Source organism: Pseudoalteromonas shioyasakiensis, from assembly GCF_001550135.1.
Classification (GTDB): domain Bacteria; phylum Pseudomonadota; class Gammaproteobacteria; order Enterobacterales; family Alteromonadaceae; genus Pseudoalteromonas; species Pseudoalteromonas shioyasakiensis.
This window is the reverse complement of sequence record NZ_LRUE01000024.1, coordinates 1-26890: the sequence shown is the minus strand read 5'-3', so window position 1 is coordinate 26890 and position 26890 is coordinate 1. Positions and strand designations below refer to the sequence as shown.

Sequence of the window (26890 nt, the reverse complement as noted above, 5' to 3'; positions counted from 1 at the left end):
AACTCTGTGTTGAGCTAAATGATTCAATGGCCAAGTTTAGCGCTGACAATTAGGTCTAGGCTCAAACTCACTGGCACGAATGGGTAGCTGCACCACTTTGCCGCAACCAGGAGGCGCTTGCAGACCAGTTTCTTCATTAATGAATGCCCAACGAATAGAAGCAGGGCGAGTATCCGCTATGGCTTCAGGGTTGAGTGGTTTAAGGTAACGAATGTAAGCTTCTAGTGCGCCAACACTGCCCGTTAAACCTGTGCTCTTGTTATCGTCGCGACCAATCCATGCAACAGTTACGGTATTTTGGTCAAAACCTGCAAACCAGCTATCGCGTAAATCATTACTAGTGCCTGTTTTACCTGCAAGTTGAATTGATGGGAAGTGGGCGTTTAAACGCTTTGCTGTACCATCTTTTGTCACGCGCTTCATTGCGTACTTAGTCATGTAAATTGATGCATCATCAAAACGTTTTTGTGAGCTGACATCATGTTTATAAAGCACCTTACCTACTGAGTCAGTCAGTGCTGAAATAGACGTTAATTCGCGGTACTGACCATCAGCAGCAAGGGTTGTATATAGCTGCGCTACTTCAAAGCTTGAAAGCTCAAGTGCACCTAAAAGTAATGACGGGTATTGATCAATACGCCCTTCTACACCTAAACGCTTTAAGGTATCAGCTACTTTATCAACTCCAACATCAAGGCCAGTGTTAACCGCAGGAATATTAATACTGTTACTAAATGCTTTGTATAGTGGCATAGGGCCGCGGAACTGCTTGTCGAAGTTCTCTGGTTGCCAAACTTTCCCCTGCTCATTAGTCACTTGCAGCGGAGAGTCATCCACCAAGGTGGCAACATTAAACTGACCACTTTCAAATGCTGTTAAATAAACGGCAGGCTTAACGAGTGAACCAATATTACGTTTGGTATCAAGTACACGGTTAAAACCAAAATAACGTACGTCACGGCCCGCAACTAATGCCGACACCCCACCCTTTTCAACGTTGACAGAGATCATCGCCGCTTCAAGCTCTTCTGTTTTAGGGCGTCTTTCTAGATAAGGTAAACTTGCCTCAACCGACTCTTCCATGGCCGTTTGCTTTTGTAAGTCAAAATAGGTGAATACACGCACCCCGGCATCTAACACTTGCTGATCAGGTAGCAGGCGCTTTAATTCTCGATTAACTAATTCTAAGTAACCCGGATACGACTTTTGCAGACTGTCTTTCATTGGTGCAATATCAATTGGACGCTTTAATGCCGCACGGTATTCACGGGTATCAATCAATTTATTTTCAACCATTAAGCGCAGTACTAGATCACGACGCTCCATTGCACGCTCACTATAACGACGTGGGTTGTAATATGAAGGACCTTTAACCATAGCCACTAATAGCGCAATTTGGTCGTATTCAAGCTCATCCACAGGCTTTGAAAAATAAAACTCAGCGGCAAGACCCATACCGTGAACGCCTTGATTGTAAGACTGACCTAAATACACTTCATTGAGGTAAGCTTCTAAAATGTCATCTTTGCTGTAGCGGTAATCTAATATCAGAGCGATAAGCGCTTCATTGAACTTACGTACCAGTGAACGCTCACGGGTAAGGTATATATTCTTTGCTAATTGCTGGGTTAAGGTACTGCCCCCTTGCACTGTACGTCCGGCTTTAATATTGCTGTATAAAGCGCGCATAATTGACCACACAGATACGCCATGGTGTTGATAGAAATTACGATCTTCAACCACCAGTAAAGTGTCTTTTAGCATCGGCGGAAATTTATCTAACGGCACAAACTCGCGGTCTTGTTTTGAATCATTACCAATGCGAGCTATTTGAACCGGCTCTAATCGAGCGCTGTTTAAACGACGACCAAATTTATCTTTGATAGTTGCTAATTTCTGCCCTGAAAAACGCAGCTCAACCACTTGTGAATCTTCAAGGCCATCATAAAATTCAAATTCACGGCGGTACACTTTAATACTGTTAGCTGATTTAACATACTGGCCTGTACGGCTTAGCTTATTTACAGATGAATAATTTAAACGGTTTAACTCCCAAATAACCTCTTGCTGAGACAAATATTGCCCAGGATAAAAGCTCATTGCACGAGCATACACTTGTGCAGGTAACTGCCATTTATTGCCTTCAAATTGGCGAGTAATTTTTGCATCTAAATAAATTAGATACAGCACCATGGCAACAATCACAGCAAGTGAAAGCTTCCAAAAAATTGACCAAAGTTTTCTTAATACACTAGCTTTAGCTGGCCCTTGAGGTGCGCGTGAGCGCTTAGCGGTAGTTTTTTTTGATGTCGCCTTCGGTTTACTAGACGATTTTTTTGCAGGAGTTTTTTTATCAGCCATTGAGTTCGCTATTGGTCAGTTAATTTTACAGGATTACGCCTTGAACAGCGCAATATTAACACCTGTAAAATTAACAGTCACTTAAACTCGTTTAGCGTGTACACAACCAGAGTGAGTGGATCACAGCAGGTATAAAGAAGATAAAGCATAGAATAATGTTAATCACTAAGTCTTTACCTGCGCCCGCTTTTAAAAATACCGCAACAGGCGGTAAAAACAGCGAAATAATTATAAGCAAGAGTTTGTTATCCATCGTTTTTCCTTGTTAGAAATGAACATTAAGCATAGTCAAAAAATAGCGATTTCGCCTATCAGAAAAGACTTATTTAAACGCAAAAAAGCCCTACCTAAGTAGAGCTTTGATTTGAACACACAATGATATTGTTATGGGCGTGCTATTTGCACGCACCAAGATTAGTTACTGCGAACTGATACAAACTCAGGGTAAGCATCAATACCACAGTCATGTTGATCCATACCGTTTAGTTCTTCTTCTTCGGTAACACGGATACCCATGGTATTTTTCAGGATTGCCCATACGATTGATGACGCGATGAACACAAATCCTAAGATACATACTAAGCCAATTAATTGATTAACAAAGGTTGCATCAGAGTTTGAAAGTGGTACTAACATGATACCTAATGCACCACACACACCATGTACAGAGATAGCACCTACAGGGTCATCGATTTTCGCTTTATCAAGAGCAACGATGCTAAATACAACCAGTGAACCACCTAATAGACCAAGTAAACAAGCAAGTAATGGCGTTGGAGATGCAGGCTCTGCAGTAATCGTTACTAGACCTGCTAGTGCACCATTAAGAACCATAGTTAAATCAGCTTTACCCCATAACACTTTACATACGAATAGTGCTGCAATTGCGCCACACGCTGCTGCTGCGTTAGTGTTTAAGAAGATTTTACCAACCGCTGTTGCGTTTTCAGCGTCAGAAACAAGTAGCTGTGAACCACCGTTAAAGCCGAACCAACCCATCCAAAGGATTAATGTACCTAGAGTTGCTAACGGTAAGTTAGAACCAGGAATTGGGTAGATTTCACCGTTTTTACCGTATTTACCCTTACGAGCACCTAGGAAAAGTACACCAGCTAGCGCTGCCGCAGCACCTGCACCGTGAACGATTGCAGAACCAGCGAAGTCAACAAAGCCCATTTCAGATAAGAAACCAGCGCCCCAAGTCCAGTAACCTTCGATTGGGTAGATGAAACCAGTTAAAACAACAGTGAAAATTAAGAATGCCCATAACTTCATACGCTCAGCAACCGCACCAGATACGATTGACATAGCTGTTGCTACGAACACAACTTGGAAGAAGAAATCAGACTCTAAAGAGTGATCCGCATCAGCAGCTTGAGTGCCGATTAATGCGCCAAATGAAGGGATGAAACCACCTTCTGCGTTATCAACATACATGATGTTGTAACCCACTAATAAGAACATAGTGCAGGCAATAGAAAATAGTGCAACGTTTTTAGTTAGGATTTCTGTTGTATTTTTTGCACGAACTAAACCTGCTTCAAGCATAGCGAAACCAGCCGCCATCCACATTACTAAAACACCCGACATTAAAAAGTAAAAAGTGTCGAGTGAGAACTTCAACTCTACGATAGTGTTTTCCATAATTCCCCCTTAAATTGCTTCTTCATCAAGTTCGCCCGTACGGATACGAACGATTTGGTCTAAGTCGTAAACAAAAATTTTGCCGTCACCAATTTTGCCTGTTGAAGCAATTTTTGTGATGGTTTCAACAACGCGTTGACAATTTTCGCTACGAGTTGCAATTTCAAGTTTGATTTTTGGAATAAAATCGACTTGGTATTCAGCTCCACGATATAGCTCAGTATGACCACGTTGACGGCCAAAGCCTTTAACGTCGACAACTGTCATCCCCTCAATGCCTAAATCAGCCAATGCTTCACGTACATCATCAAGTTTGAATGGCTTTATTATTGCACTAATCATTTTCATAGTGGCCCCCTTCGGACGCTTATTGTTATCCTGTTAGCTTATACAATCCAACCTTTGTGCCACTATTTTTTATTACTTATTTTCAATAACTTAAAAATAAAAATTGGTTTTTTCACAAAAAAAATGCACCCTATTGGTGCATTTTTTTAACAATTAACCAGCGCTGGTGCAATTAGCACAACTATAGTTTAACTAAGCAGTTCCGATCTTGCTGTTTGGCTTGATATAAGGCCTTGTCAGCAATGCGCATCGCAGCTGTAAGCGATACTTTTTGGAATTGAGTCATACCAATACTCATAGTTAACGAGTAAGGCTCACCGTTAATTGAAAAGGCATGGCTTGCTAACTGCTCTCTGAAGGTATTGAGCCTTGATTCGGCCTTAGCTAAGTCCATATTATGCAGTACCACGGCAAATTCTTCGCCGCCGATTCTCGCGATAGTGAAGTCATCAAACTTAGTCTTTAAAAATGAAGACACTTGTTTTAGCGCCTGATCACCTGCTTCATGACCAAACTGGTCGTTCACATTTTTAAAGAAGTCGATATCAAGCAAAGCTAATACGTTTTCTTGCTCAACATTTTTAAGCAGTTTTTCTGCGTATTGATAAAAATAACGACGATTATGCAAGCCAGTTAAATGGTCGCGGTATGCGCTTTCTTTTATATCGGCTATTAAAGCAAGCTGCTCCATTGTTTGCATAACACGACAATGAAACTCTTCATTCATAAACGGCTTAGTTAAAAAGTCGTTAGCGCCGTATTTAATAAAACGCGCCGATAAACCATGCTTACCGGCACCTGATAAACCGATAATAGCTAAGTCATCTCGGCCGCGGAAATTACGTACCGCCTTAACGAGCTCAAAACCATCCATTGTTGGCATAGCATAGTCAGTGAGTAGCAGCTTGATTTCAGGATCGTCTTTCAGCATTTGTAGTGCTTGTTCACCATCTTGAGCATCGCGTACATCAAACAACTGCTTTTCGAGCATTTGCTTCATTAAAGTGCGACTTAGTACTGAGTCATCAGCCACCAGCGCTTTGCTACCATCGTTTCTAAGTAATTGTGCAACAAGTTTGATCGCATAATGGTATGAGTCGCGGTTATCTTTAACCACGTAATCAACCACACCAAGCTCTAACATCTGCTGGCGAATGTATTCATCAATCTTTGATGTTAGAACAACGGTCGGGATGTTTTTTGATAAGGTGTATTTAGCTACTTCGCCATTCATCGCATCAGGTAGCGTTAAATCGACTAAAGCTAAAGTGTAATCGTGCTCTGAAATTAAAGAGACGCCCTCTTTTAAAGACCACGCAAAGTCGACAGCTACATCTAAATAGTGAGCAGCGAGGTGACGTAACACTTGCTGTACTACTTTACTGTCTTCAACTACTAATACTCTTTGCATTGCAACTTCTCTTTCTTAAGCACGTGTACACAGATTATAAACACGCTAAATATACGCCATTTTTTAATCTAGCTAAATAATTAAGCAAAATATCTTTGCTAAAAAAATGCACTTTTTTGTAACCAGCTCAACATTTTCGGTTATTTTTCTGTTTAACAGCTAATATTGGTCACTAGTCTCATTAGTTTGTCATCGAGTTTGCTTTACTTTTTAATAGCTGCAATTCGAATAATAAGGAATCAACATGAAACTAGTTAGTTTTATTGGCTTGTCAGTGACAGCACTAACACTGACCTTCAGTACTCCAAGCTTTGCTGATAACGGACGTCGTATTGACGTTGACAGCAAAGTGGTAACAGAGCACAAAGCCCGCATTAATGGTGAGCGCTTTTCATATACCGCAACCACAGGCACGCAACCAGTTTGGAATGAGCAAGGCGATGCCGTTGCAACGCTGCAATATACTTATTATACCCGCGATAAAGTAGACGATAGAACAAAACGTCCTTTAGTCTTTTCATTTAATGGTGGCCCAGGTTCTGCGTCAGTATGGATGCACCTTGCCTATACTGGTCCACGTGTATTAAAAATTGATGACGAAGGTTACCCAGTCCAACCTTATGGCGTAAAAGATAACCCTTACTCAATTTTAGACGTGGCTGATATTGTTTATATTAACCCAGTTAACACCGGTTACTCGCGCGTTCTTGAAAATGAAAAAGGTGAGTTGCCAAGTAAGTCAGACCAACAAAAAATGTTCTTTGGTGTTAACGCTGACATCAAATACTTAGCAGAATGGTTAAACACCTTTGTTTCTCGCAACGAGCGTTGGCGTTCACCTAAGTTCTTAATTGGTGAGAGCTATGGTACGACTCGTGTTTCTGGTCTTGCTCATGAATTACAAAATCGCCAATGGATGTATATCAACGGCGTTATTTTAGTATCACCAACTGAAATTGGTATTAAACGTGAAGGCCCGGTAGAAGCTGCTAATCGCTTACCTTACTTTGCAGCAACCGCTTGGTACCACAAAGCCCTTAGCGCAGACTTACAGGCAAAAGACTTAGACGAATTATTACCTGAAGTTGAACAGTTCACTGTGAACAAGTTCTTACCTGCAATTGCTAAAGGTGGTTTTTTACCTGCTGATGAAAAGCGTGCCATCATCAAGCAAGCAGCAAAATACGCAGGTTTATCTGAAAAGTTTGTTGAGCAAAATAACCTTGATATTCCAAATAACTTCTTCTGGAAAGAGCTATTACGCGAGCGCGGCCAAACTGTGGGCCGTTTAGATTCTCGTTACCTAGGTATCGACAAACGTGATGCAGGTGAGTCACCTGATTACTGGGCTGAGCTTACTTCATGGTTACACTCATTCACGCCAGCGATTAACTATTACCTACGTGAAGAGCTTAATTACAAAACCGATATCAAATATAACCTATTTGGTAATGTTCACCCTTGGGATCGCTCAGGCAACAACACAGGTGAAAACTTACGTTTAGCAATGGCACAAAACCCATACTTAAACGTGATGATTCAATCTGGCTACTACGATGGTGCTACAAACTACTTTGATGCTAAATACACAATGTGGCAGTTAGATCCAAGTGGCAAAATGAAAGATCGCTTAAGCTTTAAAGGCTATCGCAGTGGTCACATGATGTATTTACGCCATGCTGATCTTGAGTCATCAAATAATGACTTACGTGATTTTATCCTTAAATCACTGCCTGCCGAAGGTAAAGCTGCAAAATACTAAACAGCGTATTTGCAAAACCATAACAGAAAAAGCCCGTTTTATACGGGCTTTTGTTTTTACGCTAATCTTTTTGGGTATATACTCAAGTCATTGATTTAAGGATTTGGATAATCAGCAAATGGCAGAAAAATTTCGCGTTATGTTTGCAGGGCTTGAAGCCGGTGTCGACCAAGCACAAGCAACAGAGCAACTAGCTGCAAAACTAAAAACTACAACAGATAAAGTTGCGACCCTGTTTGAGCATAAGCCATTATTTGCACCAAGCGAGCAAGATAAAGCACTAAAACAAGCAAAGTTACTCGCCAGTGTTGGCATTAAAGCCAAGCTCCAACCGATTACCAAAGCAGCCACCAGCAGCCAATCAGACAATACAGCCGCACAGGCCAAAGAGCGTGAAGAACGTATTTTTGATGCCCTAGATTACATCACCAGTAGTCTTATTCGCCTAGAAGAAAAACTTGATGACTTAGAGCAACGTTTACCTGAGCTTGAAAATAATAGCGTTGCTGATAGCGACGATAGCTGGCAAGAAGATGACTTGCTACTTGAAGACGCATTAACAGAGCCTGTTAAAAAACGCTCAAACACCCTACTCTATTCGCTTATTGCAATGGTCATTGTGTTATTGATCATTTTGGGTGTAGTGGAGCTTTTTCCTGAACTTTTCTCCTTTTTAGAAAGTTAACACTAATATTGACATGAGCAACACACGAGCAGAAATCAGACAATCTATTCGAAAAAAGCGCAATTCACTGACTGTTGAACAACAAAAAAATGCAGCAATTGCGCTAAAAGTGAATTTTACTCAACACCTAAAATCGCTAAAAACACCTAAAAATGCCCATATTGGCATTTATTTCAGCAATGATGGTGAATTAGACACTTCTTTGTTAATTAAAGAATTATGGATGCAAGAACAGCATTTATATCTGCCTATCATCCACCCCTTCAATGGCACAACTTTATACTTTCAGAGGTATGAAGAAAATTCACCCATGACTGCAAACCGCTATGGTATCTTGGAGCCCAAGTTGAATTGCAGTCAAATATGTCCTTTAGATAAGCTTGATATTTTACTTATGCCATTAGTGGCATTTGATGATCAAGGTAACCGTTTAGGAATGGGCGGTGGGTTTTATGACAAAACGTTGGCTCGGTATTACCAAGAAAACTGGCAAAAACCGATTTTGATAGGCCTTGCCCATCAATGTCAGCATGTTTCAGCATTGCCAATTGAATCGTGGGATGTACCGTTAAAACACATTATAACCCCAGAGAAAATCTACCAATGGTAAGCAAACTGTTTGTATACTATAGGCCCTCTCTGACAGCTAACTGAGCACATAATTATGACGCAAGATGAATTAAAAAAAGCCGCTGCCTGGGCAGCCCTAGAGTTTGTAAATGAAAATACCATTGTTGGTGTAGGTACAGGCTCTACAGTGAATCACTTTATTGATGCACTTGATACAGTAAAAGACACCATTACTGGTGCAGTTTCAAGCTCTGAGGCTTCAACTGAAAAGTTAAAAGCACTGGGTATTGAAGTATTCGAACTAAACGATGTATCAAGCCTTGATGTGTATGTTGATGGCGCAGACGAAATCAACCCACACAATGAGATGATCAAAGGCGGTGGTGCAGCGCTGACACGCGAGAAAATCGTTTCAGCGGTAGCAAAACAATTTGTTTGTATTGTTGATGAATCTAAAGAAGTTACAACATTAGGCGCATTTCCACTGCCGGTTGAAGTGATCCCAATGGCACGCAGCTATGTAGCTCGTGAACTAGTAAAACTAGGCGGTGACCCTGTTTACCGTGAGGGTGTTGTAACAGATAACGGTAACGTCATTTTAGACGTGCACAATTTAGATATCAGCAACGCCAAAGAATTAGAACTAACAATCAACCAGATTGTTGGTGTAGTAACAAACGGCTTATTTGCCCATCGCGGTGCAGATAAAGTCATTATCGGCACCAAAAATGGGCCGCAAATAAAGTAAATAGGAATGAGGATATGAGTAAGGTATCGTTAGCAAAAGACAAAATTAAAATTCTCTTGCTGGAAGGCGTGCACCAAAGTGCTGTAGAAACGCTTAAGCGTAATGGCTACAGTAATATTGATTACGTAAAAACATCCTTACCTGAAGACGAGCTCATTGAGCGCATTAAAGATGTGCACTTTGTAGGCCTTCGTTCTCGCACTCATATTAATGAAGCGGTACTAGAAGCAGCTGAAAAGCTAGTCGCAATCGGCTGCTTCTGTATCGGTACTAACCAAGTCGACCTGCAAGGTGCTCGTGAACGTGGTATTGCGGTATTTAACGCACCATTTTCAAACACCCGCTCTGTTGCAGAATTAGTACTTGGTGAAATCTTATTACTGCTTCGTGGTATTCCAGAGCGTAATGCCCTAGCACACCGCGGTGGTTGGTTAAAATCAGCCAACGGTTCATTTGAAGCACGTGGTAAAACGTTAGGTATTATTGGTTACGGCCACATTGGTACACAGCTAGGTATCATGGCTGAAAATATCGGTATGAACGTTGAGTTTTACGATATCGAAGACAAGCTAACGCTGGGTAATGCAACACAAGTTCATAACCTAACTCAGTTACTACAACGTGCTGACGTTATTAGCTTACACGTACCAGAAACACCACAAACGAAGAACCTAATTGGTATGGCTGAGCTTGAAGTAATGAAGCAAGGCGCCATCTTGATCAATGCTTCTCGCGGCACTGTTGTTGATATTGATGCTCTAGCAGAATCACTTCGTGATAAAAAGCTGAGCGGCGCTGCAATCGACGTGTTCCCTGTAGAACCAAAATCAAATGATGAAGAGTTCGTATCACCGCTGCGCGAGTTCGATAACGTAATTCTGACTCCGCATATTGGTGGTTCAACACAAGAAGCACAAGAAAATATCGGTATTGAAGTAGCGGGCAAACTAGCTAAGTACTCAGATAATGGTTCAACCATTACGGCAGTTAACTTCCCTGAAGTATCACTGCCTGAGCTTGCAAACCGCAGCCGCTTATTACACGTGCACCACAACCGCCCTGGTGTTCTAACGCAAATTAACCAAGCATTTGCACAGCACGGCATTAATATCGCAGCCCAGTACTTACAAACTGACGAATCAATTGGCTACGTAGTAATTGATGTAGATACAGACCAATCAGAAGTCGCTCTTAAAGAGCTAAGTGCAGTTGAAGGTACAATCAGAGCACGTATCCTTCACTAATCGTTGGCATATCAAATAGATAAAAAGCGCAACCAGTTAAACTGCTTGCGCTTTTTTTGTAGGACAAAACTTTAACAAAGCTGTAAGCCTTAAGCTGTCAGCGATAAGCCGATTGTGCATACCTGTTGTTAGGGTGCAATACTTTAATGTAGGCGTAAAATTTATTTCGCGCGAAAAGTTATGCCTAAGAAAGGCCACTACACTTTAACTATACTAAACATGTAACTATTAGTATTTCAATTAATTTTTACTACTTAGATGCGCAAGAAATTCTTTTAACTTTACAAAACTACCAAGTCCTCGCTCACCGGTTTGAACTTCAGGCTCCCAAAAAGCTACAGCGGTATATTGATACAATGAGCTTTCCAGCATCCAAGTGTCTCCATCCACACCTCGCGTTTTATCTTTTGGAAACTCCAATGCTTTTTCAAGCATTAACAATAAGCTTGAATACTCACCTTCAGTTAACTCTACACTCTTCTCTGACTTAATGCCTTTCCAATTATAGCCACCAGACCCTTCATAAACTGTAGTTAATAGCTGATAAGGTCTTACACTTGTAACCTCATATATTACAGGGTTTGAGAAAGTTGGAACAACTTTCAGTTTTAAAACGGGTTCCAGATAAAACCCAGGGTCAGTATATTCGATAGTGCTTTGTGTGGACTTACAGCCGACAAGCGAAATTAAAATCAAAAAAATTGAAAAATACTTCATATCCCAAAACGACTCCTTCGATCTGGATAGATTTGATAAAGCCACAACAAATAAATTAGCAGTCATAGAAAATCTATACGAGTTACTGAATTAAACAAAAAGCCTGTCGATATTTTGTAATGTCTGAAGTTAAATTGATTATACATTGCCAATTCGAAGATTAGCTTGAATGTCTTGCCTGCCTAATACTCTCATAATTTCTACATTCCCACCTTGAATGCGAAAATAAATGCTATCAACACCACAAACAGCTCGTCGATAACCTTGCCTAATTTCATCGACTGCTGGTGCTAAATAAGGTTGCTTTGCCAATTGCTCAAAACGATCAAAAAACTTATAAATATAAGCATCAGCCTGATTTTCACCATATTGCTCCAAACCACGAAACCAAATTCGCTTCAAATCAGCTTCGGCTTGAATATTAAGTTTATAACTTTCCATCCTTACTCGCTTCTTCCTTGAAACTAGCTAACATTTGATTTGGTGATTTATCTGAGAGTCCACTTTTCTCTGCTTCAATCAATTTCATACGAATAGCTTCAATTTCAGAAGCTCGCATTTGCTCTTTTCTAATCAAATCTCGAAGTAACTCACTGTCACTCGCATAATTTCCTGAAGCGAGCTGGGCTTGCATCCATTTTTCTTGTTGGGCAGTCACAGTGATACTTTTTTTTACCATCGCCATAATTTACTCATCTTAAATAGATCAAATCCAGATATAATCCTATTTTATACTACTACAATCAAGCTTAGCTTATTGGTGCTAGTAATCAACTATACCTTTTACTTAACTTCCCTCCTCAAACACACTTCCCTGTGTAAATCTCGCCGATGAGTCAGTAAATTTTACTCATCGGTTTGCGGTACCTCAGCGTCTTTATCTTGCTGTTTTTCGCTTATCATGGCATTTAATTTCTCGCCGCCTTTGATACCAAAATCTAACGTGCGGATTGGGAATGGGATGGTCATATCAGCTTCGCTTAGGGCGTTTCTAACTGCCACAACAGCCTTGTGACGAACGGTCATGAAATCCGCTTCGCCGGGGTATTTAATCCAAAACCAAACTAGTAAGTTTACGCTGCTATCACCAAAGCTTTCGGCGTAAACGGCGGTTTCTTCTTGTTTAATAACAAAATCAAACTCATTGATTTTTTTAACAATCACCTCAGCGGCTTGTTCTGGATCGTCAGCATACGAAATACCCACTGGCACTTCGATACGACGCACACCTAAGGTGCTGTAGTTACTGAGTATATTTCTAAATAGAATCTTATTAGGCACTAAGATAAGTTGCCCATAAAAGTTCTCAATGAGGGTATTTCTAAGGTTAATCGCCCGTACAGTACCAAACACACTTTCGGTGCGGATTACATCACCTGTTTTAAATGGTTTGCGAATACCCATAGCAATACCCGCTATAAGGTTCTCTGTCATGTCCTGAAAGGCAAAACCAATTGCAAGACCAACGATACCAGCACCAGCAAGTAATGAGGTGACAGTGCCTCTGAGACCCAAGAAATCAAGGGCTACAAATAAGCCTACACATAACACGATGACTTTTACTATCGATGACATTAAGTCTGCTATTTGCGAAGACTCTAACGAGCGGCGTAATAGCTTTCTAAGCATTGAGCCAACGATACGCGCCAGCAGTGAAAACACGATAGTAATAATTACTGCGACAATAAAGTTTGGAATATGGCTTATGATGATATCAACCCAGCCACCGAGTTTTTCTTCTATCAGCTTTTCAGCTTCACTTACTGTCGGAATTTTTAACATTTTTGTACCTTGTTGAATTAATCGCTCAACAAAGTATTTAGCAAGATGAACGCCATTTCTAATTTAGAGTATTAAAACCATAAAAAAGCCGTGCTAAGCACGGCTCTTCCAATTCATTTTACTAAGAAATTAGTTCTGCTCTTCCCGTAAGAAAACAGGCTCTAATTCTTTTGCTGTTGCATCGCTGCTAAAGTAATAACCTGCAACGGTGAAATCTTTTAAATCACTTAATTGGGTGATTTTATTTTCAATGATGTAACGTGCCATCATGCCGCGGGCTTTTTTCGCATAAAAGCTGATCACTTTATATTGGCCGTTTTTACAGTCTTTAAAATGTGGAGTGATGATTTGTGCATTTAATGCTTTTTTATCAACCGCTTTAAAATACTCATTAGAAGCAAGGTTTACCAAGTATTTGCTATCTTGCTCAGCAAGCACTGTATTTAGCTTTTCGGCGATAACACTACCCCAAAACTCATATAAATTTTTACCACGTGGGTTTTCTAACTTAGTGCCCATTTCAAGGCGGTAAGCTTGCATTAAGTCTAATGGTTTAAGCACACCATAAAGACCAGACAAAATACGTAAGTGCGACTGTGCGTAATCAAGATCAGCATCGCTTAACGTTTGCGCATCTAAGCCACCGTATACATCACCATTAAAGGCTAGCACGGCTTGTTTTGCGTTATCTTGAGTAAATGGCTGTGACCACTCGGCGAAGCGTGCCGCATTCAAACCAGCTAGTTTATCGCTGATTTTCATTAGGCTACCAATTTGCGCTGGTGTTAAATCACGGCAAACTGACATTAACTCTTCGCTGTGCTCGAGTAATTCAGGTTGAGTGAATTTATCGGTCGTGGCTGGTGTTTCGTAATCTAAATTTTTTGCAGGTGAAATAACAGTGATCATACTTAGCTATTGACTTGTAATTTGTTTGATGTCAATTTCAACATTAATTGAATCAAAATGCACGTTTTGTTTCGTCCTGCCTTTATCCGCTGCTCTTTTCATACATAATGTTCTAGTTTTCTGTATTAAGGACATTTGACCTATTAAACACTGTCATAGTGTTGCAGCATAAAGGCCGCTATAATGGATTTTCTTTTAACTTGCTTGGAATGAGGAAAGCAAATGACTTCAGCACTACAAAGGCTTAAACAGCATTCATCTATTGTTGCAGATACAGGTGATATCGAAGCTATCAAAAAGCACCAACCAGAAGATGCAACAACAAACCCATCTCTACTTTTAAAAGCCAGTGAAATTGAAGCGTATAAGCCTTATTTAGATAAAGCGTGGCAATATGCCAAAGAAACCGAGCAAGATGCAGCTAAACAACTTGAGTTAGCATGTGATTACTTTGCTGTATTAATTGGTAAAGAAATTAGCGAAATCGTACCGGGCTATATCTCTACAGAGGTAGACGCACGTTTATCATTTGATACCCAAGCGACTATCGACAAAGCCCACACTTTACTGAGCCTTTACGAAAAAGAAGGTGTTAGCAAAGATAAAATCCTAATCAAAGTTGCATCAACTTGGGAAGGTATCAAAGCCGCTGAGCAGCTTGAAAAAGAAGGCACTAAGTGTAACTTAACGCTGTTATTCTCTGAAGCACAAGCACGCGCATGTGCCGATGCAAATGTATTTTTAATTTCACCATTCGTTGGCCGTATCTTAGACTGGCACGTTGCTAACGGTATGGAAAAACCAACTGATCCGCTAAACGATCCAGGTGTGCAATCTGTACGTAGCATTTACGAATTCTACAAACGCCACGACTACAAAACAGTTGTTATGGGCGCAAGCTTCCGTAACACAGGCGAGATCATCGCACTTACTGGCTGTGATAAGTTAACGATTAGCCCAGGTCTTTTAGAAGAGTTAGGCCAATTAACGGATGCACAAGAGTACCTACTAGAGAGCGACTTTACTGTTGAAGAAAAACCAGCACCACTAACTGAAAGTCAGTTCCGTTGGTTACATAACCAAGATGCTATGGCGACAGAAAAGCTTGCTGAGGGTATTCGCTCTTTTGCACAAGCACAGCTTGAATTAGAAGCACGCTTTAAAGCAATGTAATTCAAATTACAGCATTTTTTAAACGCCACCGCTAGGTGGCGTTTTTGTTTCTAAAATAACTAATCCTTTGATCTATTCATCTATCAATCACACTTCTGTAACAGTATTGTCACTTTTTTATTCTATTTTTGAGCAGCCTGTGGTATAGGTATTTCCGAGGTTCAAAAAATCAATAGGAGAAGTTCATGGATAGCCTAGACGATATTTTAGAAATATTAGAAGGTCCTAGTAAAACAAAAAAGACCTCTACAAAAAATAAAAAGAGAAAATGGCGCGAAATCGAAGCTTTGAAAGACAAGCATAGACTTCGCAAAGAACTACAGGAGTTAGACTATTTCACAGACAGCATTGAGCTTGATGAATTAGACTTTTAATTAAAGGCCCGCAAGGGCCTTTTGCATTTGCGGCAACGACCAATTTACTGGCGCTTTATTTTGATCAGTAAGTAGCTGGTTTGTCTTTGAAAAATGCTGACAACCAAAAAAACCACGATGTGCAGAAAGCGGTGATGGATGCGGGCCTTGGATCACATGATGACGCGAGGTATCAATGTGTTTGCCTTTTTTCTGAGCATGTGCGCCCCATAACACAAACACCACACCGTCACAGTGCTGATTAATAAGCGCAATTACTGCATCAGTAAATTTTTCCCAACCAAGGTGCTTATGAGAATGAGCTTGCCCTTGCTCAACCGTTAATACCGTGTTGAGTAAGAACACGCCTTGCTCAGCCCAGCTTTGCAAATAGCCATGGTGAGGAATCTCAAAACCTTCTATATCAGTAGCCAACTCTTTGTACATATTCTTCAAAGACGGTGGTAATTTTTTAACTTCTGGTAATACCGAAAAGCATAAACCATGGGCTTGCCCTTCTCCGTGGTAAGGATCTTGCCCTAAAATAACCACCTTAACTTCATTTAAAGGTGTAGCATCAAAAGCTGAGAATACCTGTTCGTCTTTCGGATAAACGGTAACGCCTGCTGCGCGTCTATCGGCCACATATTGTAAGGTTTCTTGCATGTAGGGCTTAGCAAGTTCGGTATCTAGAAATGTTTGCCAATCGATCATTTTGAAGCCTGTATTTGCTGACGAGAAACGTCTATTTTACCACACATGTCGGTCAAACCATCAAGCATACGGGTTGTAAAACGGTGCAATAAGTCTGCGTTTACACTAATAAACTGGTTATGTTGCACCGCCGGCAATTCAGGCCATTGTCGCCAATCAATTTTAGGCTGAGGCTTTTTCGATTTTTCATCAGGAATAATCACTACCTCTGGATTGGCAACCAATACATTTTCAATACTAATGCGCGGGTAGTCTGTATCACTATTAGCAAACACATTATCCGCATGACAAATAGTTAATAGCTGATTGATCCAAGTGTTTCCGCCAACTGTCATCATTGGCTCAGGCCATAATTGATAAAACACCGACACTTTCGGTTTGCCTTCTTGCGCTGTACGAATAGCGTTGAGTTTAGCTTCAAACTGTTTGGCTACTTTATTTGCCTTGGTTTGCAAATGCGTAAGCGTGCCTAGTTTACGTAGTTCATCAGCCACATTATCAACCTGATTTGGATTGCTGTACGCTACCGGAATACCTAATTTTTCAATGTAAGCGAGATCTTCGGCTTTGTTACCCGTTTTCCAAGCCAGAACTAGGTCTGGTTTTAACGACAACAGTTTTTCCATGTTAATGCCGTAATAGCCGCCTACTCGTTCGATATCATTCGCTTGCTGAGGAAAGTCTGCATAGTCAACGGTACCGACAATGCGCTCTCCTGCTCCAATCGCAAATAGGTTTTCAACGATGTGCGGTGCTAAGGCAACGATACGCTGCGGCTCTTTAATTTCATGAGCCTGAGCCAATGCAGGTAAATAAAATAAAAAACCTAAAAGTGCTAACTTGATGGCCTTCATGTTAAAAATCGAACCCTTTTTGCGCTTTTATCCCTGCATCAAAAGCGTGTTTTACGTTTCTGACTTCACTGACTGTATCAGCTAAGTCGGTTAGTTTACGGTGCGCACCACGACCTGTAATTATCACCGATTGCATAGCAGGGCGAGAGCTAATGGCTTCTAGCACTTCGTCTAAATCAATATAGCCGTAGGTGATCATATAGGTTATTTCGTCGAGCATAACGAGGTTAATCGACTCATCCTTCAGCATTCTTTTCGCTTCTTGCCATGTCACTTGCGCAGCAGCTGTATCTGACTCTTTATTTTGTGTTTCCCAAGTAAAACCGGTGTTCATAATAACAAATTCAACCCCTGCTTTTTCGAGTAGGTTGCGTTCACCGCACTCCCATGTACCTTTAATAAACTGACACACAGCGGCTTTCATTCCGTGACCTACCGCACGTGCAACAGTACCAAAACCAGAAGTCGATTTACCCTTACCGTTGCCAGTTATAACCTGAAAAATACCCTGCTCTTTTTGTGCAGCAGCAATCCGTTCGTCGACTTTTTGTTTTACTTTTTGTTGGCGTTGTTGGTGCTTATCTTGATTCTGTTCGCTCATTGTTGTTCCTTATGTCTCTAAATTGAAGTTCTCATAAATATTGATGATTTGTTCAATATCGAGATTCTCTGCTACTACACTAGCTAAACGGCTTAACTGCTGTTCACGGTTTAAGTTAATATCAATTGGCTTTATTTGGCTATTTGTTGCAAGCCAAGTTATTAGCTCAGATACGCCCTCAGGGGTATCGAACAAGCCATGTAAGTAAGTACCTGCTATTTGGTTATCATCACTAATAAAACCATCTACTTTGAATCCACTTGGGTGATCATTAAAGCTCAAAAATGGCTTTTCAAGTGCCGGACCTTGACTAATCCCGGCGTGAATTTCATAACCTGAAATTACTTTATCGCTATTGTTTAAATGAAGAATACCAGAGACTTGGCTTAGTACTTTTTGTTGCCCTAATTGCGTTTCAAAGTCAGCAAGCCCTAGCCCTGCTGCGCTGCCTAAATTAGACTCCACAGCATGTGGATCTGCAAGGTAGTTGCCTAACATCTGCAGCCCACCACATATTCCGAGCACTTTACCGCCATAACGCAAGTGACGTGTTATTTGTTTATGCCAACCTTCATTTTTTAAAAACGCTAAATCGCTGAGTACATTTTTACTGCCCGGTATAATAATCAGATCAACACTTGGAATAGCCTGAGTATGACGTACATACTGTAAATCGATTTCTGATTGTAATCGCAGTGCATCAAAGTCTGTGTGATTACTGATATGAGGAAGTAGCAGCACTGCTATGCGTAATTGCGGTTTATCGACCTGATTAGTTATAGCAACGGCATCTTCAGCATCTAGTGCTAAGTCATGTAAATAAGGTAATACCCCAAGCACTGGCTTATTGGTGTATTGCTCTAACCAATCAAGGCCGCCTTGTAATAACGCTATATCGCCCCGAAAACGATTAATCACAAAGCCTTTAACGCGCGCTTGCTCCGACTCAGACAACAAGGCTAACGTTCCAACTAAATGGGCAAACACACCGCCTTTGTCGATATCTGCAATAATGATCACCGGGCAATCTACCGCCTCAGCGTAACCCATATTGGCAATGTCGTTTTCGCGCAGGTTAATTTCTGCAGGGCTCCCAGCACCTTCAACAACCAGTAATTCAAAACGCTCACTTAAGCGCTGCTGCGAAGTAAGAACAGCATCCATCGCCACTTTTTTGTAGTCGTGATAACTGCCCGCTTCCATATTCGACAGCGCTTTACCATGAACGATTACCTGCGCTCCGGTATCGCTATTAGGTTTTAATAAGATAGGGTTAAAATCGACTTCTGCGGGCACTTTTGCCGCTACAGCTTGCAAAGCTTGTGCGCGACCTATCTCGCCACCATCTGCGGTTACAGCACTATTTAATGCCATATTTTGTGGCTTAAAGGGCGCAACCTTTATGCCTCGCTCAGCAAAGATCCGGCAAAGTGCTGCTACAAGAGTACTTTTACCTGCATCTGAGGTCGTGCCTTGCACCATTAATGTTTTCATCATTGCTCTCTTTTTAAGGTTTGTGCAAGACCTGCAATCACAAACTCAACACGTGCAACTTGCTGTGCTAAGGCTTGATGCAACCAGCCTGAATGATCAACAAACTGACGGCTTAATTCACCGAGCGGCACAATGCCATGACCCACTTCATTGCTGACAAAAATCACCTCACCCGGCAATTGCGATAGCACATCGAGTAAGGCCGCTTTTTGCTCAAGCCAAAATGCTTCCCCCTGCTGGCATAGGCAATTACTCAACCAAAGGGTTAAACAATCCACTAAAATACAGTTTTCAGCTTGGCTGTGTTGTTGTAGTGCTTTAGCCAAATACAAAGGCTCTTCAACAAGTTGCCAATGCTTAGCCCTCTCAGCTTGATGCCTATTAATTCGGGCTGTCATTTCTTCATCAGCCGCATTGGCTGTGGCGATGTAGATAAGCGGCTTGTTTGAATCTGTTGCCAGCTGCTCAGCAAAACGGCTTTTACCGCTGCGAGCACCGCCTAAAATTAAAGTATGTTGCTGGCTCATAATAAGCTCACCAAGCAAAGGTAGGTAACAAGCTCTGTCACTTGCTGGGCTGCTCCTAAGCAATCACCGGTATAGCCAGATAACTGCTTTTCAAACCAACGCTTTAATAGTAAACGAGTAACAAAAAGCACACTGATGAGTATTAATAATTGCCCTAGAGTGAAGCCAAAAAACAACCATGCTACTGCTAACACCGCACCGCCAGTTGCTAGCAGTATTTGATAACTTTGCGTGCTTAAATGCATCGCAATTGGTTTTACTTTAGATGTGGCGTCCTGACTTACATAGTCCATATCTGCAATTAAGCTTGTTGCAACAACCCGGCTCAAGCTTTGCCCTAAAACAAGTGCAATAATCACAGTACTGGTTACCTCGCTAAGTGCAACGAGTGTTTGGTACTTAATTAATAAGGCCATCACTAACGCCGCAGCACCATAGGTACCTAAGCGACTATCTTTCATAATGCTCAGCTTATCTGCTACTTGCCAACCACCACCAAAGCCATCCCAGACATCTGCAAGGCCATCTTCATGAAATGCCCCTGTGATTATCAAGCTAAACGCCATAACTAACGCGACTGCAATGGCTGCAGGGAATAACCAACTTAGCAGTAAAAAACTCAGCGCTAAAAGTACACCTAATAACACACCGACCAATGAAAAATAACGGCTGGCCTGATTGAGTGCCTGACTCGATACTGCAAAGTTTAACTTAACGGGGATACGCGTTAAAAAACTAAGCGCCAGTAAAAATAGTTGAAGCTGACTTGGGGTAGAGTCAGAAGTGTGTTGTTCATCGCTCATATCAGACAACTTGCTCAACATTAGCATCGGCAAAACTTGCCATGTCATTATAAAACGCCAAAGATGCTTGCAGTAAAGGTAAAGCAAGCGCAGCACCTGTGCCCTCTCCTAAACGTAAATCAAGCTGCAATAAAGGTGCTGCATGCAAGGCATTGAGCATTGCTTTGTGCCCTTGTTCATCAGAGGCATGAGCAAATATCATGTAATCGCGAGCGTTTGCATTAATGCGAGTTGCAACAAGCGCTGCTGCAGTACAAATAAAGCCATCCACGATCACCGCCATGCCGAGCTCCGCAGCAGCTAAAATGGCACCGGTGATCTGAACAATTTCAAAACCGCCTAATGCAGCGAGTGTCATTAGTGGGTCATCTAAGTGAGCTTGATGCAATTGGAGGGCTTGCTCAACAACCTTGATTTTTTTAGCAACAACCTCGTCGCTCACACCAGTGCCTTTACCAACACACTGGCTGGCTGGTAACGACAACAAGGCAGCCATTAATGCCGCTGCACTTGTGGTATTGCCAATGCCCATCTCACCAAAGGCGATGGTATTACAACCTTGCTCATAGAGTGAATAAACTCGCTGCTTGGCTAATGCAAACCCTTTTTCAACCTGGCTAAGTGACATGGCCATTTCAGTATTCAGTGGTGCAGTGATTTCACCTAAACGCTGGTTATGCACACTTTTATCGTGTGAAGTACTGAATGTTCCAGCGTCAACAACTTCTAGCTGCCAGCCAAGCTGGCGACAAAATACATTAATCGCTGCACCTCCTGCTGCAAAGTTTGCCACCATTTGTGATGTAACGCTGCTAGGAGCAATCGACACACCTTGGCTTGCCACACCATGATCGCCTGCAAATATAACTAGAGAAGGGTTTGAAATAACCGGTTTAAAGGCAACTAGCGCCTGCTCACTATCAAGTTGCTTTGAAAAAATAAGCGTTAATTGTTTAGCACAACTTTCAAGCTGACCCAAAGCGCCTAACGGCTTTGTTTTAAGGTCTATTTTTTGTTGAATTACAGCTGAAAACTGCTGATTAATAGGCATGATATTAAACATTCGCTACCTGCTCTGTTTACGAAAATAAAGTAAGAATAAAAAGAACACGCTACCGATAGCGGCTGTGATCACACCTACGGGTAGTTCTTGGTTATTCAATAGGGTTCGGCATAACACATCTACCCACACCATAAAAATACCTCCGACCAAGGATGTCATAACTAAGTTATGGCTGCTGCCTTGCGGTGAAAAGTAGCGCACAATATGTGGGATCATCAGGCCGACAAAACCAACGCCTCCACACATAGCAACAAGCACCGCTGTGATCAATGAACTTAGCAGCAGCATCATGATCCGAAAGCGCTGCACATGAATACCCAAGGTTGCAGCACTTTCATCACCAAGCAGCATTGCATTAAGTTGACGACGAAATGCAATCATCAGTGTCATGCAGGCGATAATAACGGTAAATGGCAGCCAAAGAGTGTCCCACTGGGCACGAGAAAAACTGCCCATCGTCCAAAACAAAATGGCGGTGATGGCTTGTGGATCACTAAAATAAAGCAGCAGACTAGTCAGAGCACTAAATAAGAAAGATAGAGCAACACCAGCAAGTAACATGGCCTCAACTTGGCCAACATGGCGACGCCCTGCAATAGCAATAAGCAACAGCATAGAAAGTAAGCTTCCGGCAAATGCTGCAACTGACATACTAAAGCCAAAACTCACACCGGTTAGGGCTATAAAGCACACCACACCAAATGAAGCCCCAGAAGAAATACCAAACAAGTAAGGATCAGCAAGCGGGTTTCGGGTTACGGTCTGCAAAATTAATCCTGCAAGGGCAAGCCCAGAACCAGCTAAAAATGCCAGCACCGTTCTTGGCATACGCAACTGCCAGATAATACGCTGCACAAATTCATCGCTACCTTGGCTAAACAAACCATTAAAAACATCACTCAGTGGCGTATTTGCAGCACCAAAGCTCAATGCTAAAAAACAACTAATAAGCCCTACGACAACACAGATACTTAAACGCATTGCATCAGTCATTTTGATGCTCCTGTGTCTGATAACCATAAAAATAAGTGATGTGCGGAATAAACTTATCAGAGCTTGATTGCGGGTGAGCAGATACCGCTGCGCAGACACCAAATACATCACTCAAAAGCTGCTCTGTTAGCACCGCTTTTGGTTGTCCCTGACAAACCAAACACCCTTCATCAATCACCAATAATTCATCACATAAACTCGCAGCAAGATTTAAATCATGGAAAGAGGCAAGCACAGTCAAATCAAGGGACTTTGCTAACTCCATTATTTGAATTTGGTATTTAACATCAAGGTGGCTGGTAGGCTCATCCATGATGAGCAACTTAGGTTGTTGTACGATAGAGCGTGCAATAAGCGCTCTTTGCTTTTCGCCACCTGAGAGCGAATCAAATGCTTGTTCACTGTGATGAGATAAACCAACCTGCTCAATCGCTTGAAAAATACGCTGCTTATCCTTGGCAGACGTGGCGCTGAAAAGTCGCTTATGAGGTGTTAAGCCTAAACTCACTACATCGAACAAAGACAAATTAAACTGCGATGGAGACTCTTGTAAAACCACTGCAACCTGCTTTGCATATTCATCAGCACTGATTTGCCAAATATCTTGACCGCTTAGCAGCACAACCCCTTGCTGAGGTTTCAAGTAACGATAAAGACAACGCAGCAAGCTTGATTTACCCGCACCATTAGGGCCGAGTAGACCGATAAATTGCCCTGCTTTTAACTCAAGGTTAATTGATTTAAGTATAGTTTTATTCGCAGTACCCCAACTTAAATCAGACACTGATATTAATGGCGCAGCGCTAAGGCTATTTTGTTGCAAGCTTATTCTCTCTTGGCGAGTAATCACAACGCACAAGAAAACACTGGTAAGTACCAGAAAATGATGTGAGTTGACCCGCTCGATGATTAGTTGTTAGTGCTAAGTATCTGGCTGACCATTATTTAGATGGATCACAGTTGCGGGAACAGCTGGAGAATTTCACTCCATTCCATAGCATATGAGTATTATGGCGGGCTAAGTAAATAATTCAATGAATATCGCTCTAGATGGCTAAAAAACAATTTTAGGCCAAGCTTGTCCTTGTTCATCTATATATACATCGAGTGTAATAAGCCCTGCATAAGGAAGATGAAAAACATTTAAATGCGTGGCTGATTGTTTTGGCATCTGACAAACAATAGCAAGGATTTGTTTAATCACCCCAGCATGACTTATTACCAATGACTGTTCATGCTTAGATTCATACAGTGATTGTAAAAATGTTTGCCACCATGCCTCTACCCGAGCGTAAAAGTCTGCCATAGATTCACCATTGGGGACTTTTACTTGCCAAGGATGCTGCCAAAAATCACCGATATGAGGTTTACTCGTTTGCTGCCAAAGCTGTTGGTAGTCTTGGCCATCCCAATCACCAAAATTAAACTCTTTTAGCGCGTTATAATACTGTACATTCAGTGAGTATTGATTTGCTAAATAATCAGCGTGGACTGAGCAACGCTTTAGCGGTGAACTATATATGGCATTTAAATTTATGAACTCAGCAGAGGCTTGGCGCATTTGTTCAAGGCCTTGCTCAGATAAACCGACATCGATTTGCCCAGAAAGAATTCCAGGTGTAGCGATTTCGCCATGGCGAAGAAAGTAAACTCGTGAAGTAATTGCGCCCATAATGTTCCTCAGTAAACCAATAGTGAACGTTAACGCGTTTTAAGTACTCTGTCGACTTATGCTAAGGGAACTATACTCAGAGAGTTAAGCTAAACGCATTAAACGAACGTCAAAATGTAGCACTGCATTTGCGCCAATCTTGCCACCGTTGCCTTTTTTACCCCAAGCAAGCTCTGGAGGGATCACAAATTCATAGCGAGAACCGATATTCATTAATAACAAACCTTCTCTTAACCCTTCTATAGCTTCGGATAAAGCGAACACCTCAGGCATACCCGCTTTATAACTGTCGGCAATCACATTGCCATCCGCAAGCATAATACGTTGATTAATAACCACTGTATCAAACTCTGTTACTCGCTCCCCTTCAACTTCATCAATCACTTTATACATCAAGCCCGACGGGCATAGATGCGTATCTGGGTGAGATGAGAACTTAGCAATAAATGCTTCACTATTTTTACGATTTAAACCTGAAGAGCCTTTTGACTTGGTCGTTTTCTTACGAGACACAGTACACCTTAATTGTATTACAAATATAAAACGCTTTATCGCATAACAAGGTTAGGGAAGCAAGTTTGCGAGAGTAAAGTTACAAGTTAGAAAGGGGAAAGATACGAGTTAGAAAGAGTAAAGTTTGAGGGTCTGGCGTAGGTTGGGTAGTTCGCAGCGAAACCCAACACAGAGCTATCAGCGATCAGCCTCGCAGTGTGGGTTTTTGGGTAATAGTCTCCCTCTACTCTAGGCTCTAGGCTCTAGGCTCTAGGTTCTAGGTTCTAGGTTCTAGGTTCTAGGTTCTAGGTAAAGTGTACTTGTAGGAATGGCTTTAGCCATGAATGTGTTTGTTATGGTCTGATTCGGCACTGAAGTACCTCCTACGGGGTTTTGTTGCTGAGGGTGACTCTTTACTAAACAACCCCACAGATCAACTGACCTCTAATATCTGACGTCTGATGTCTCCTGTCTATTCGGCACTGAAGTACCTCCTACGGGGATGTTGCTGAGGGAGTCTCTGTACTAAACAACCTAACAGTTCAACTTTACCCTTGCTAACTTGCAACTCGCTAACTCATGTTGGGTTTCGCTCCGCTCTACCCAACCTACCTGGAGAATGAACAGAGTGAATGCTGAGGGAGTCTCTGCACTAAACAACCCCACAGTTCAGCTGACGTCTGACGGCTGAAAGCTGAAAGCTCCCAGACGCAAAAAAGCCCGACTCTTTCGAATCGGGCTTTCTTTAATAGGATCCTGGCGATGACCTACTTTCACATAGCAACTGCTACACTATCATCGGCGCTGTTTCGTTTCACTACTGAGTTCGGCATGGGGTCAGGTGGGTCCAAAACGCTATTGTCACCAAGAAAATTCTTTTCAATTTTCTTATTATTTTATTTATAGTCTTTCGACTTAATTTAAAGTCTTTCGACTTAATTTAAAGTCTTTCGACTGAATTAGGAGCCTGGATATGACCAAGTGCCCACAGCGGTAGAGAGACACATAGCAGCTGCTATGGGAAACCTAACACTTTAATTAGGAGCCTGGCGATGACCTACTTTCACATAGCAGCTGCTACACTATCATCGGCGCTGTTTCGTTTCACTACTGAGTTCGGCATGGGGTCAGGTGGGTCCAAAACGCTATTGTCACCAAGCAAATTTGGTTTAATTCGCTCTTCTGAGCAAATTAATAAATCTGGAAATCTGATATCAAGTAAATGTCTACTTTAGTTTCTTAACTTCTGTCTGTTACGCTGTCATAAAACGCGTTTGGCGTTGTATGGTTAAGCCTCACGGGTAATTAGTACAGGTTAGCTTAATGGCTCACACCACTTCCACATCCTGCCTATCAACGTTGTAGTCTTCAACGGCCCTTCAGAGACTTTAAAAGTCTAGTGAGAACTCATCTCGAGGCCTGCTTCGCGCTTAGATGCTTTCAGCGCTTATCAGTTCCGAACGTAGCTACCGGGCAGTGCCATTGGCATGACAACCCGAACACCAGCGGTTCGTTCACTCCGGTCCTCTCGTACTAGGAGCAACCCCTCTCAATTCTCAAACGCCCACGGCAGATAGGGACCGAACTGTCTCACGACGTTCTAAACCCAGCTCGCGTACCACTTTAAATGGCGAACAGCCATACCCTTGGGACCGACTTCAGCCCCAGGATGTGATGAGCCGACATCGAGGTGCCAAACACCGCCGTCGATATGAACTCTTGGGCGGTATCAGCCTGTTATCCCCGGAGTACCTTTTATCCGTTGAGCGATGGCCCTTCCATTCAGAACCACCGGATCACTATGACCTACTTTCGTACCTGCTCGACGTGTCTGTCTCGCAGTTAAGCTGGCTTCTACCATTACACTAACCGTACGATGTCCGACCGTACTTAGCCAACCTTCGTGCTCCTCCGTTACTCTTTGGGAGGAGACCGCCCCAGTCAAACTACCCACCAGGCACTGTCCGTAA

General features: G+C 41.9%; 28 protein-coding genes, 3 rRNA genes and 1 riboswitch. Of the genes, 7 read left to right on the top strand and 24 right to left on the bottom strand.

Features of this window, described 5'->3' with window-relative positions:
- Nucleotides 1-36 precede the first annotated feature (36 nt).
- The 5 genes from mrcB to PASHI_RS18995 all read right to left on the bottom strand — a co-directional run bounded on the left by mrcB (nucleotide 37) and on the right by PASHI_RS18995 (nucleotide 5764).
- Nucleotides 37-2361 carry a penicillin-binding protein 1B gene (mrcB, locus tag PASHI_RS19010; RefSeq protein ID WP_062566703.1) on the bottom strand — a complete coding sequence of 775 codons (2325 nt, stop codon included), beginning with the start codon at nucleotides 2359-2361 and terminating at the stop codon, nucleotides 37-39.
- A 91-nt stretch (nucleotides 2362-2452) separates the two neighbouring features.
- Entirely contained in the window at nucleotides 2453-2614 is a 162-nt protein-coding gene (locus PASHI_RS21905; RefSeq protein ID WP_082401591.1) for a YqaE/Pmp3 family membrane protein, read from the bottom strand.
- A gap of 161 nt (nucleotides 2615-2775) precedes the next feature.
- On the bottom strand, nucleotides 2776-4005 hold the full coding sequence (locus tag PASHI_RS19005) for an ammonium transporter (RefSeq protein WP_054562321.1): 1230 nt from the start codon (nucleotides 4003-4005) through the stop codon (nucleotides 2776-2778).
- A gap of 9 nt (nucleotides 4006-4014) precedes the next feature.
- Nucleotides 4015-4353, bottom strand: coding sequence for a P-II family nitrogen regulator (locus PASHI_RS19000; protein WP_054554260.1), 339 nt, complete (start codon nucleotides 4351-4353; stop codon nucleotides 4015-4017).
- Between the two features lie 181 nt (nucleotides 4354-4534).
- Complete coding sequence (locus PASHI_RS18995) at nucleotides 4535-5764, bottom strand: diguanylate cyclase (RefSeq protein ID WP_062566702.1); 1230 nt, start codon at nucleotides 5762-5764, stop codon at nucleotides 4535-4537.
- 244 nt (nucleotides 5765-6008) lie between these two features.
- Between PASHI_RS18995 and PASHI_RS18990 the strand changes: the two genes are divergently transcribed.
- The 5 genes from PASHI_RS18990 to serA all read left to right on the top strand — a co-directional run bounded on the left by PASHI_RS18990 (nucleotide 6009) and on the right by serA (nucleotide 10773).
- The gene (locus PASHI_RS18990; protein ID WP_054562323.1) at nucleotides 6009-7526 is read left to right on the top strand and encodes a S10 family peptidase; all 1518 of its coding nucleotides are present in this window, start codon (nucleotides 6009-6011) and stop codon (nucleotides 7524-7526) included.
- Between the two features lie 118 nt (nucleotides 7527-7644).
- A complete protein-coding gene (locus PASHI_RS18985; protein ID WP_062566701.1) occupies nucleotides 7645-8211 on the top strand; it encodes a hypothetical protein in 567 nt (188 codons plus the stop codon).
- A 13-nt stretch (nucleotides 8212-8224) separates the two neighbouring features.
- Nucleotides 8225-8821, top strand: coding sequence for a 5-formyltetrahydrofolate cyclo-ligase (locus tag PASHI_RS18980; RefSeq protein WP_054562325.1), 597 nt, complete (start codon nucleotides 8225-8227; stop codon nucleotides 8819-8821).
- Between the two features lie 54 nt (nucleotides 8822-8875).
- Nucleotides 8876-9529, top strand: coding sequence for a ribose-5-phosphate isomerase RpiA (gene rpiA, locus PASHI_RS18975; RefSeq protein WP_054554255.1), 654 nt, complete (start codon nucleotides 8876-8878; stop codon nucleotides 9527-9529).
- A 14-nt stretch (nucleotides 9530-9543) separates the two neighbouring features.
- The gene (gene serA, locus PASHI_RS18970) at nucleotides 9544-10773 is read left to right on the top strand and encodes a phosphoglycerate dehydrogenase (protein ID WP_054554254.1); all 1230 of its coding nucleotides are present in this window, start codon (nucleotides 9544-9546) and stop codon (nucleotides 10771-10773) included.
- Between the two features lie 240 nt (nucleotides 10774-11013).
- On the opposite strand, the gene PASHI_RS18965 is transcribed toward serA, so the two are convergent.
- The 5 genes from PASHI_RS18965 to yaaA form a co-directional block, all read right to left on the bottom strand.
- Complete coding sequence (locus PASHI_RS18965; protein ID WP_062566700.1) at nucleotides 11014-11490, bottom strand: hypothetical protein; 477 nt, start codon at nucleotides 11488-11490, stop codon at nucleotides 11014-11016.
- Nucleotides 11491-11628: 138 nt separating this feature from the next.
- Nucleotides 11629-11931, bottom strand: coding sequence for a type II toxin-antitoxin system RelE/ParE family toxin (locus PASHI_RS18960; RefSeq protein WP_062566699.1), 303 nt, complete (start codon nucleotides 11929-11931; stop codon nucleotides 11629-11631).
- On the bottom strand, nucleotides 11918-12175 hold the full coding sequence (locus PASHI_RS18955; protein WP_062566698.1) for a ribbon-helix-helix domain-containing protein: 258 nt from the start codon (nucleotides 12173-12175) through the stop codon (nucleotides 11918-11920). Before PASHI_RS18955 ends, PASHI_RS18960 begins: the two co-directional genes overlap by 14 nt.
- A gap of 161 nt (nucleotides 12176-12336) precedes the next feature.
- Nucleotides 12337-13272 carry a mechanosensitive ion channel family protein gene (locus tag PASHI_RS18950; RefSeq protein WP_058586517.1) on the bottom strand — a complete coding sequence of 312 codons (936 nt, stop codon included), beginning with the start codon at nucleotides 13270-13272 and terminating at the stop codon, nucleotides 12337-12339.
- A 129-nt stretch (nucleotides 13273-13401) separates the two neighbouring features.
- Nucleotides 13402-14181 carry a peroxide stress protein YaaA gene (yaaA, locus tag PASHI_RS18945; protein ID WP_062566697.1) on the bottom strand — a complete coding sequence of 260 codons (780 nt, stop codon included), beginning with the start codon at nucleotides 14179-14181 and terminating at the stop codon, nucleotides 13402-13404.
- Nucleotides 14182-14403: 222 nt separating this feature from the next.
- Here yaaA and tal point away from each other — a divergent pair, with 222 nt between their 5' ends.
- Together tal and PASHI_RS18935 are read left to right on the top strand one after the other, a co-directional pair.
- Nucleotides 14404-15354 (top strand): transaldolase, encoded by a 951-nt coding sequence (tal, locus tag PASHI_RS18940; RefSeq protein ID WP_054562329.1) that lies wholly within the window; start codon nucleotides 14404-14406, stop codon nucleotides 15352-15354.
- A 185-nt stretch (nucleotides 15355-15539) separates the two neighbouring features.
- Nucleotides 15540-15728, top strand: a complete 189-nt coding sequence (locus PASHI_RS18935; RefSeq protein WP_054562330.1) for a DUF3545 family protein — start codon at nucleotides 15540-15542, stop codon at nucleotides 15726-15728.
- Here PASHI_RS18935 and ung read toward each other — a convergent pair whose 3' ends face one another.
- The 14 genes from ung to PASHI_RS18865 form a co-directional block, all read right to left on the bottom strand.
- Nucleotides 15729-16421: a uracil-DNA glycosylase gene (gene ung / locus PASHI_RS18930; RefSeq protein ID WP_062566696.1), complete on the bottom strand. Its 693-nt coding sequence runs from the start codon at nucleotides 16419-16421 to the stop codon at nucleotides 15729-15731.
- Complete coding sequence (locus tag PASHI_RS18925) at nucleotides 16418-17275, bottom strand: cobalamin-binding protein (RefSeq protein ID WP_062566695.1); 858 nt, start codon at nucleotides 17273-17275, stop codon at nucleotides 16418-16420. The genes ung and PASHI_RS18925 overlap by 4 nt, the downstream gene beginning before the upstream one ends.
- 1 nt (nucleotide 17276) lies before the next feature.
- Nucleotides 17277-17876, bottom strand: a complete 600-nt coding sequence (gene cobO, locus PASHI_RS18920) for a cob(I)yrinic acid a,c-diamide adenosyltransferase (RefSeq protein ID WP_062566694.1) — start codon at nucleotides 17874-17876, stop codon at nucleotides 17277-17279.
- A gap of 9 nt (nucleotides 17877-17885) precedes the next feature.
- Nucleotides 17886-19370 carry a cobyric acid synthase gene (locus tag PASHI_RS18915; protein ID WP_062566693.1) on the bottom strand — a complete coding sequence of 495 codons (1485 nt, stop codon included), beginning with the start codon at nucleotides 19368-19370 and terminating at the stop codon, nucleotides 17886-17888.
- Entirely contained in the window at nucleotides 19370-19897 is a 528-nt protein-coding gene (cobU, locus tag PASHI_RS18910) for a bifunctional adenosylcobinamide kinase/adenosylcobinamide-phosphate guanylyltransferase (protein ID WP_062566968.1), read from the bottom strand. Before cobU ends, PASHI_RS18915 begins: the two co-directional genes overlap by 1 nt.
- The gene (locus PASHI_RS18905) at nucleotides 19894-20700 is read right to left on the bottom strand and encodes an adenosylcobinamide-GDP ribazoletransferase (protein ID WP_062566969.1); all 807 of its coding nucleotides are present in this window, start codon (nucleotides 20698-20700) and stop codon (nucleotides 19894-19896) included. The genes cobU and PASHI_RS18905 overlap by 4 nt, the downstream gene beginning before the upstream one ends.
- A gap of 1 nt (nucleotide 20701) precedes the next feature.
- Entirely contained in the window at nucleotides 20702-21763 is a 1062-nt protein-coding gene (cobT, locus tag PASHI_RS18900; protein ID WP_062566692.1) for a nicotinate-nucleotide--dimethylbenzimidazole phosphoribosyltransferase, read from the bottom strand.
- A 3-nt stretch (nucleotides 21764-21766) separates the two neighbouring features.
- Nucleotides 21767-22756 carry a FecCD family ABC transporter permease gene (locus PASHI_RS18895; protein ID WP_062566691.1) on the bottom strand — a complete coding sequence of 330 codons (990 nt, stop codon included), beginning with the start codon at nucleotides 22754-22756 and terminating at the stop codon, nucleotides 21767-21769.
- Complete coding sequence (locus tag PASHI_RS18890; protein ID WP_062566690.1) at nucleotides 22749-23579, bottom strand: ABC transporter ATP-binding protein; 831 nt, start codon at nucleotides 23577-23579, stop codon at nucleotides 22749-22751. Before PASHI_RS18890 ends, PASHI_RS18895 begins: the two co-directional genes overlap by 8 nt.
- 103 nt (nucleotides 23580-23682) lie before the next feature.
- Nucleotides 23683-23750: riboswitch (cobalamin riboswitch) on the bottom strand.
- A gap of 60 nt (nucleotides 23751-23810) precedes the next feature.
- Nucleotides 23811-24428 (bottom strand): histidine phosphatase family protein, encoded by a 618-nt coding sequence (locus tag PASHI_RS18885; RefSeq protein ID WP_062566689.1) that lies wholly within the window; start codon nucleotides 24426-24428, stop codon nucleotides 23811-23813.
- An 84-nt stretch (nucleotides 24429-24512) separates the two neighbouring features.
- Nucleotides 24513-24941 carry an FKBP-type peptidyl-prolyl cis-trans isomerase gene (locus PASHI_RS18880; protein WP_062566688.1) on the bottom strand — a complete coding sequence of 143 codons (429 nt, stop codon included), beginning with the start codon at nucleotides 24939-24941 and terminating at the stop codon, nucleotides 24513-24515.
- Between the two features lie 733 nt (nucleotides 24942-25674).
- Nucleotides 25675-25789, bottom strand: a 5S ribosomal RNA gene (gene rrf, locus PASHI_RS18875).
- A 175-nt stretch (nucleotides 25790-25964) separates the two neighbouring features.
- Nucleotides 25965-26079: ribosomal RNA gene (gene rrf / locus PASHI_RS18870) — 5S ribosomal RNA — on the bottom strand.
- Between the two features lie 125 nt (nucleotides 26080-26204).
- Nucleotides 26205-26890: ribosomal RNA gene (locus PASHI_RS18865) — 23S ribosomal RNA — on the bottom strand; the annotation flags it as partial.

Excerpts from the sequence above, each read along its gene's own strand:
- mrcB (WP_062566703.1), bottom strand. The coding sequence starts at position 2,361 with ATGGCTGATAAAAAAACTCCTGCAAAAAAATCGTCTAGTAAACCGAAG.
- PASHI_RS21905 (WP_082401591.1), bottom strand. The coding sequence starts at position 2,614 with ATGGATAACAAACTCTTGCTTATAATTATTTCGCTGTTTTTACCGCCT.
- PASHI_RS19005 (WP_054562321.1), bottom strand. The coding sequence starts at position 4,005 with ATGGAAAACACTATCGTAGAGTTGAAGTTCTCACTCGACACTTTTTAC.
- PASHI_RS19000 (WP_054554260.1), bottom strand. The coding sequence starts at position 4,353 with ATGAAAATGATTAGTGCAATAATAAAGCCATTCAAACTTGATGATGTA.
- PASHI_RS18995 (WP_062566702.1), bottom strand. The coding sequence starts at position 5,764 with ATGCAAAGAGTATTAGTAGTTGAAGACAGTAAAGTAGTACAGCAAGTG.
- PASHI_RS18990 (WP_054562323.1), top strand. The coding sequence starts at position 6,009 with ATGAAACTAGTTAGTTTTATTGGCTTGTCAGTGACAGCACTAACACTG.
- PASHI_RS18985 (WP_062566701.1), top strand. The coding sequence starts at position 7,645 with ATGGCAGAAAAATTTCGCGTTATGTTTGCAGGGCTTGAAGCCGGTGTC.
- PASHI_RS18980 (WP_054562325.1), top strand. The coding sequence starts at position 8,225 with ATGAGCAACACACGAGCAGAAATCAGACAATCTATTCGAAAAAAGCGC.
- rpiA (WP_054554255.1), top strand. The coding sequence starts at position 8,876 with ATGACGCAAGATGAATTAAAAAAAGCCGCTGCCTGGGCAGCCCTAGAG.
- serA (WP_054554254.1), top strand. The coding sequence starts at position 9,544 with ATGAGTAAGGTATCGTTAGCAAAAGACAAAATTAAAATTCTCTTGCTG.
- PASHI_RS18965 (WP_062566700.1), bottom strand. The coding sequence starts at position 11,490 with ATGAAGTATTTTTCAATTTTTTTGATTTTAATTTCGCTTGTCGGCTGT.
- PASHI_RS18960 (WP_062566699.1), bottom strand. The coding sequence starts at position 11,931 with ATGGAAAGTTATAAACTTAATATTCAAGCCGAAGCTGATTTGAAGCGA.
- PASHI_RS18955 (WP_062566698.1), bottom strand. The coding sequence starts at position 12,175 with ATGGCGATGGTAAAAAAAAGTATCACTGTGACTGCCCAACAAGAAAAA.
- PASHI_RS18950 (WP_058586517.1), bottom strand. The coding sequence starts at position 13,272 with ATGTTAAAAATTCCGACAGTAAGTGAAGCTGAAAAGCTGATAGAAGAA.
- yaaA (WP_062566697.1), bottom strand. The coding sequence starts at position 14,181 with ATGATCACTGTTATTTCACCTGCAAAAAATTTAGATTACGAAACACCA.
- tal (WP_054562329.1), top strand. The coding sequence starts at position 14,404 with ATGACTTCAGCACTACAAAGGCTTAAACAGCATTCATCTATTGTTGCA.
- PASHI_RS18935 (WP_054562330.1), top strand. The coding sequence starts at position 15,540 with ATGGATAGCCTAGACGATATTTTAGAAATATTAGAAGGTCCTAGTAAA.
- ung (WP_062566696.1), bottom strand. The coding sequence starts at position 16,421 with ATGATCGATTGGCAAACATTTCTAGATACCGAACTTGCTAAGCCCTAC.
- PASHI_RS18925 (WP_062566695.1), bottom strand. The coding sequence starts at position 17,275 with ATGAAGGCCATCAAGTTAGCACTTTTAGGTTTTTTATTTTATTTACCT.
- cobO (WP_062566694.1), bottom strand. The coding sequence starts at position 17,876 with ATGAGCGAACAGAATCAAGATAAGCACCAACAACGCCAACAAAAAGTA.
- PASHI_RS18915 (WP_062566693.1), bottom strand. The coding sequence starts at position 19,370 with ATGAAAACATTAATGGTGCAAGGCACGACCTCAGATGCAGGTAAAAGT.
- cobU (WP_062566968.1), bottom strand. The coding sequence starts at position 19,897 with ATGAGCCAGCAACATACTTTAATTTTAGGCGGTGCTCGCAGCGGTAAA.
- PASHI_RS18905 (WP_062566969.1), bottom strand. The coding sequence starts at position 20,700 with ATGAGCGATGAACAACACACTTCTGACTCTACCCCAAGTCAGCTTCAA.
- cobT (WP_062566692.1), bottom strand. The coding sequence starts at position 21,763 with ATGTTTAATATCATGCCTATTAATCAGCAGTTTTCAGCTGTAATTCAA.
- PASHI_RS18895 (WP_062566691.1), bottom strand. The coding sequence starts at position 22,756 with ATGACTGATGCAATGCGTTTAAGTATCTGTGTTGTCGTAGGGCTTATT.
- PASHI_RS18885 (WP_062566689.1), bottom strand. The coding sequence starts at position 24,428 with ATGGGCGCAATTACTTCACGAGTTTACTTTCTTCGCCATGGCGAAATC.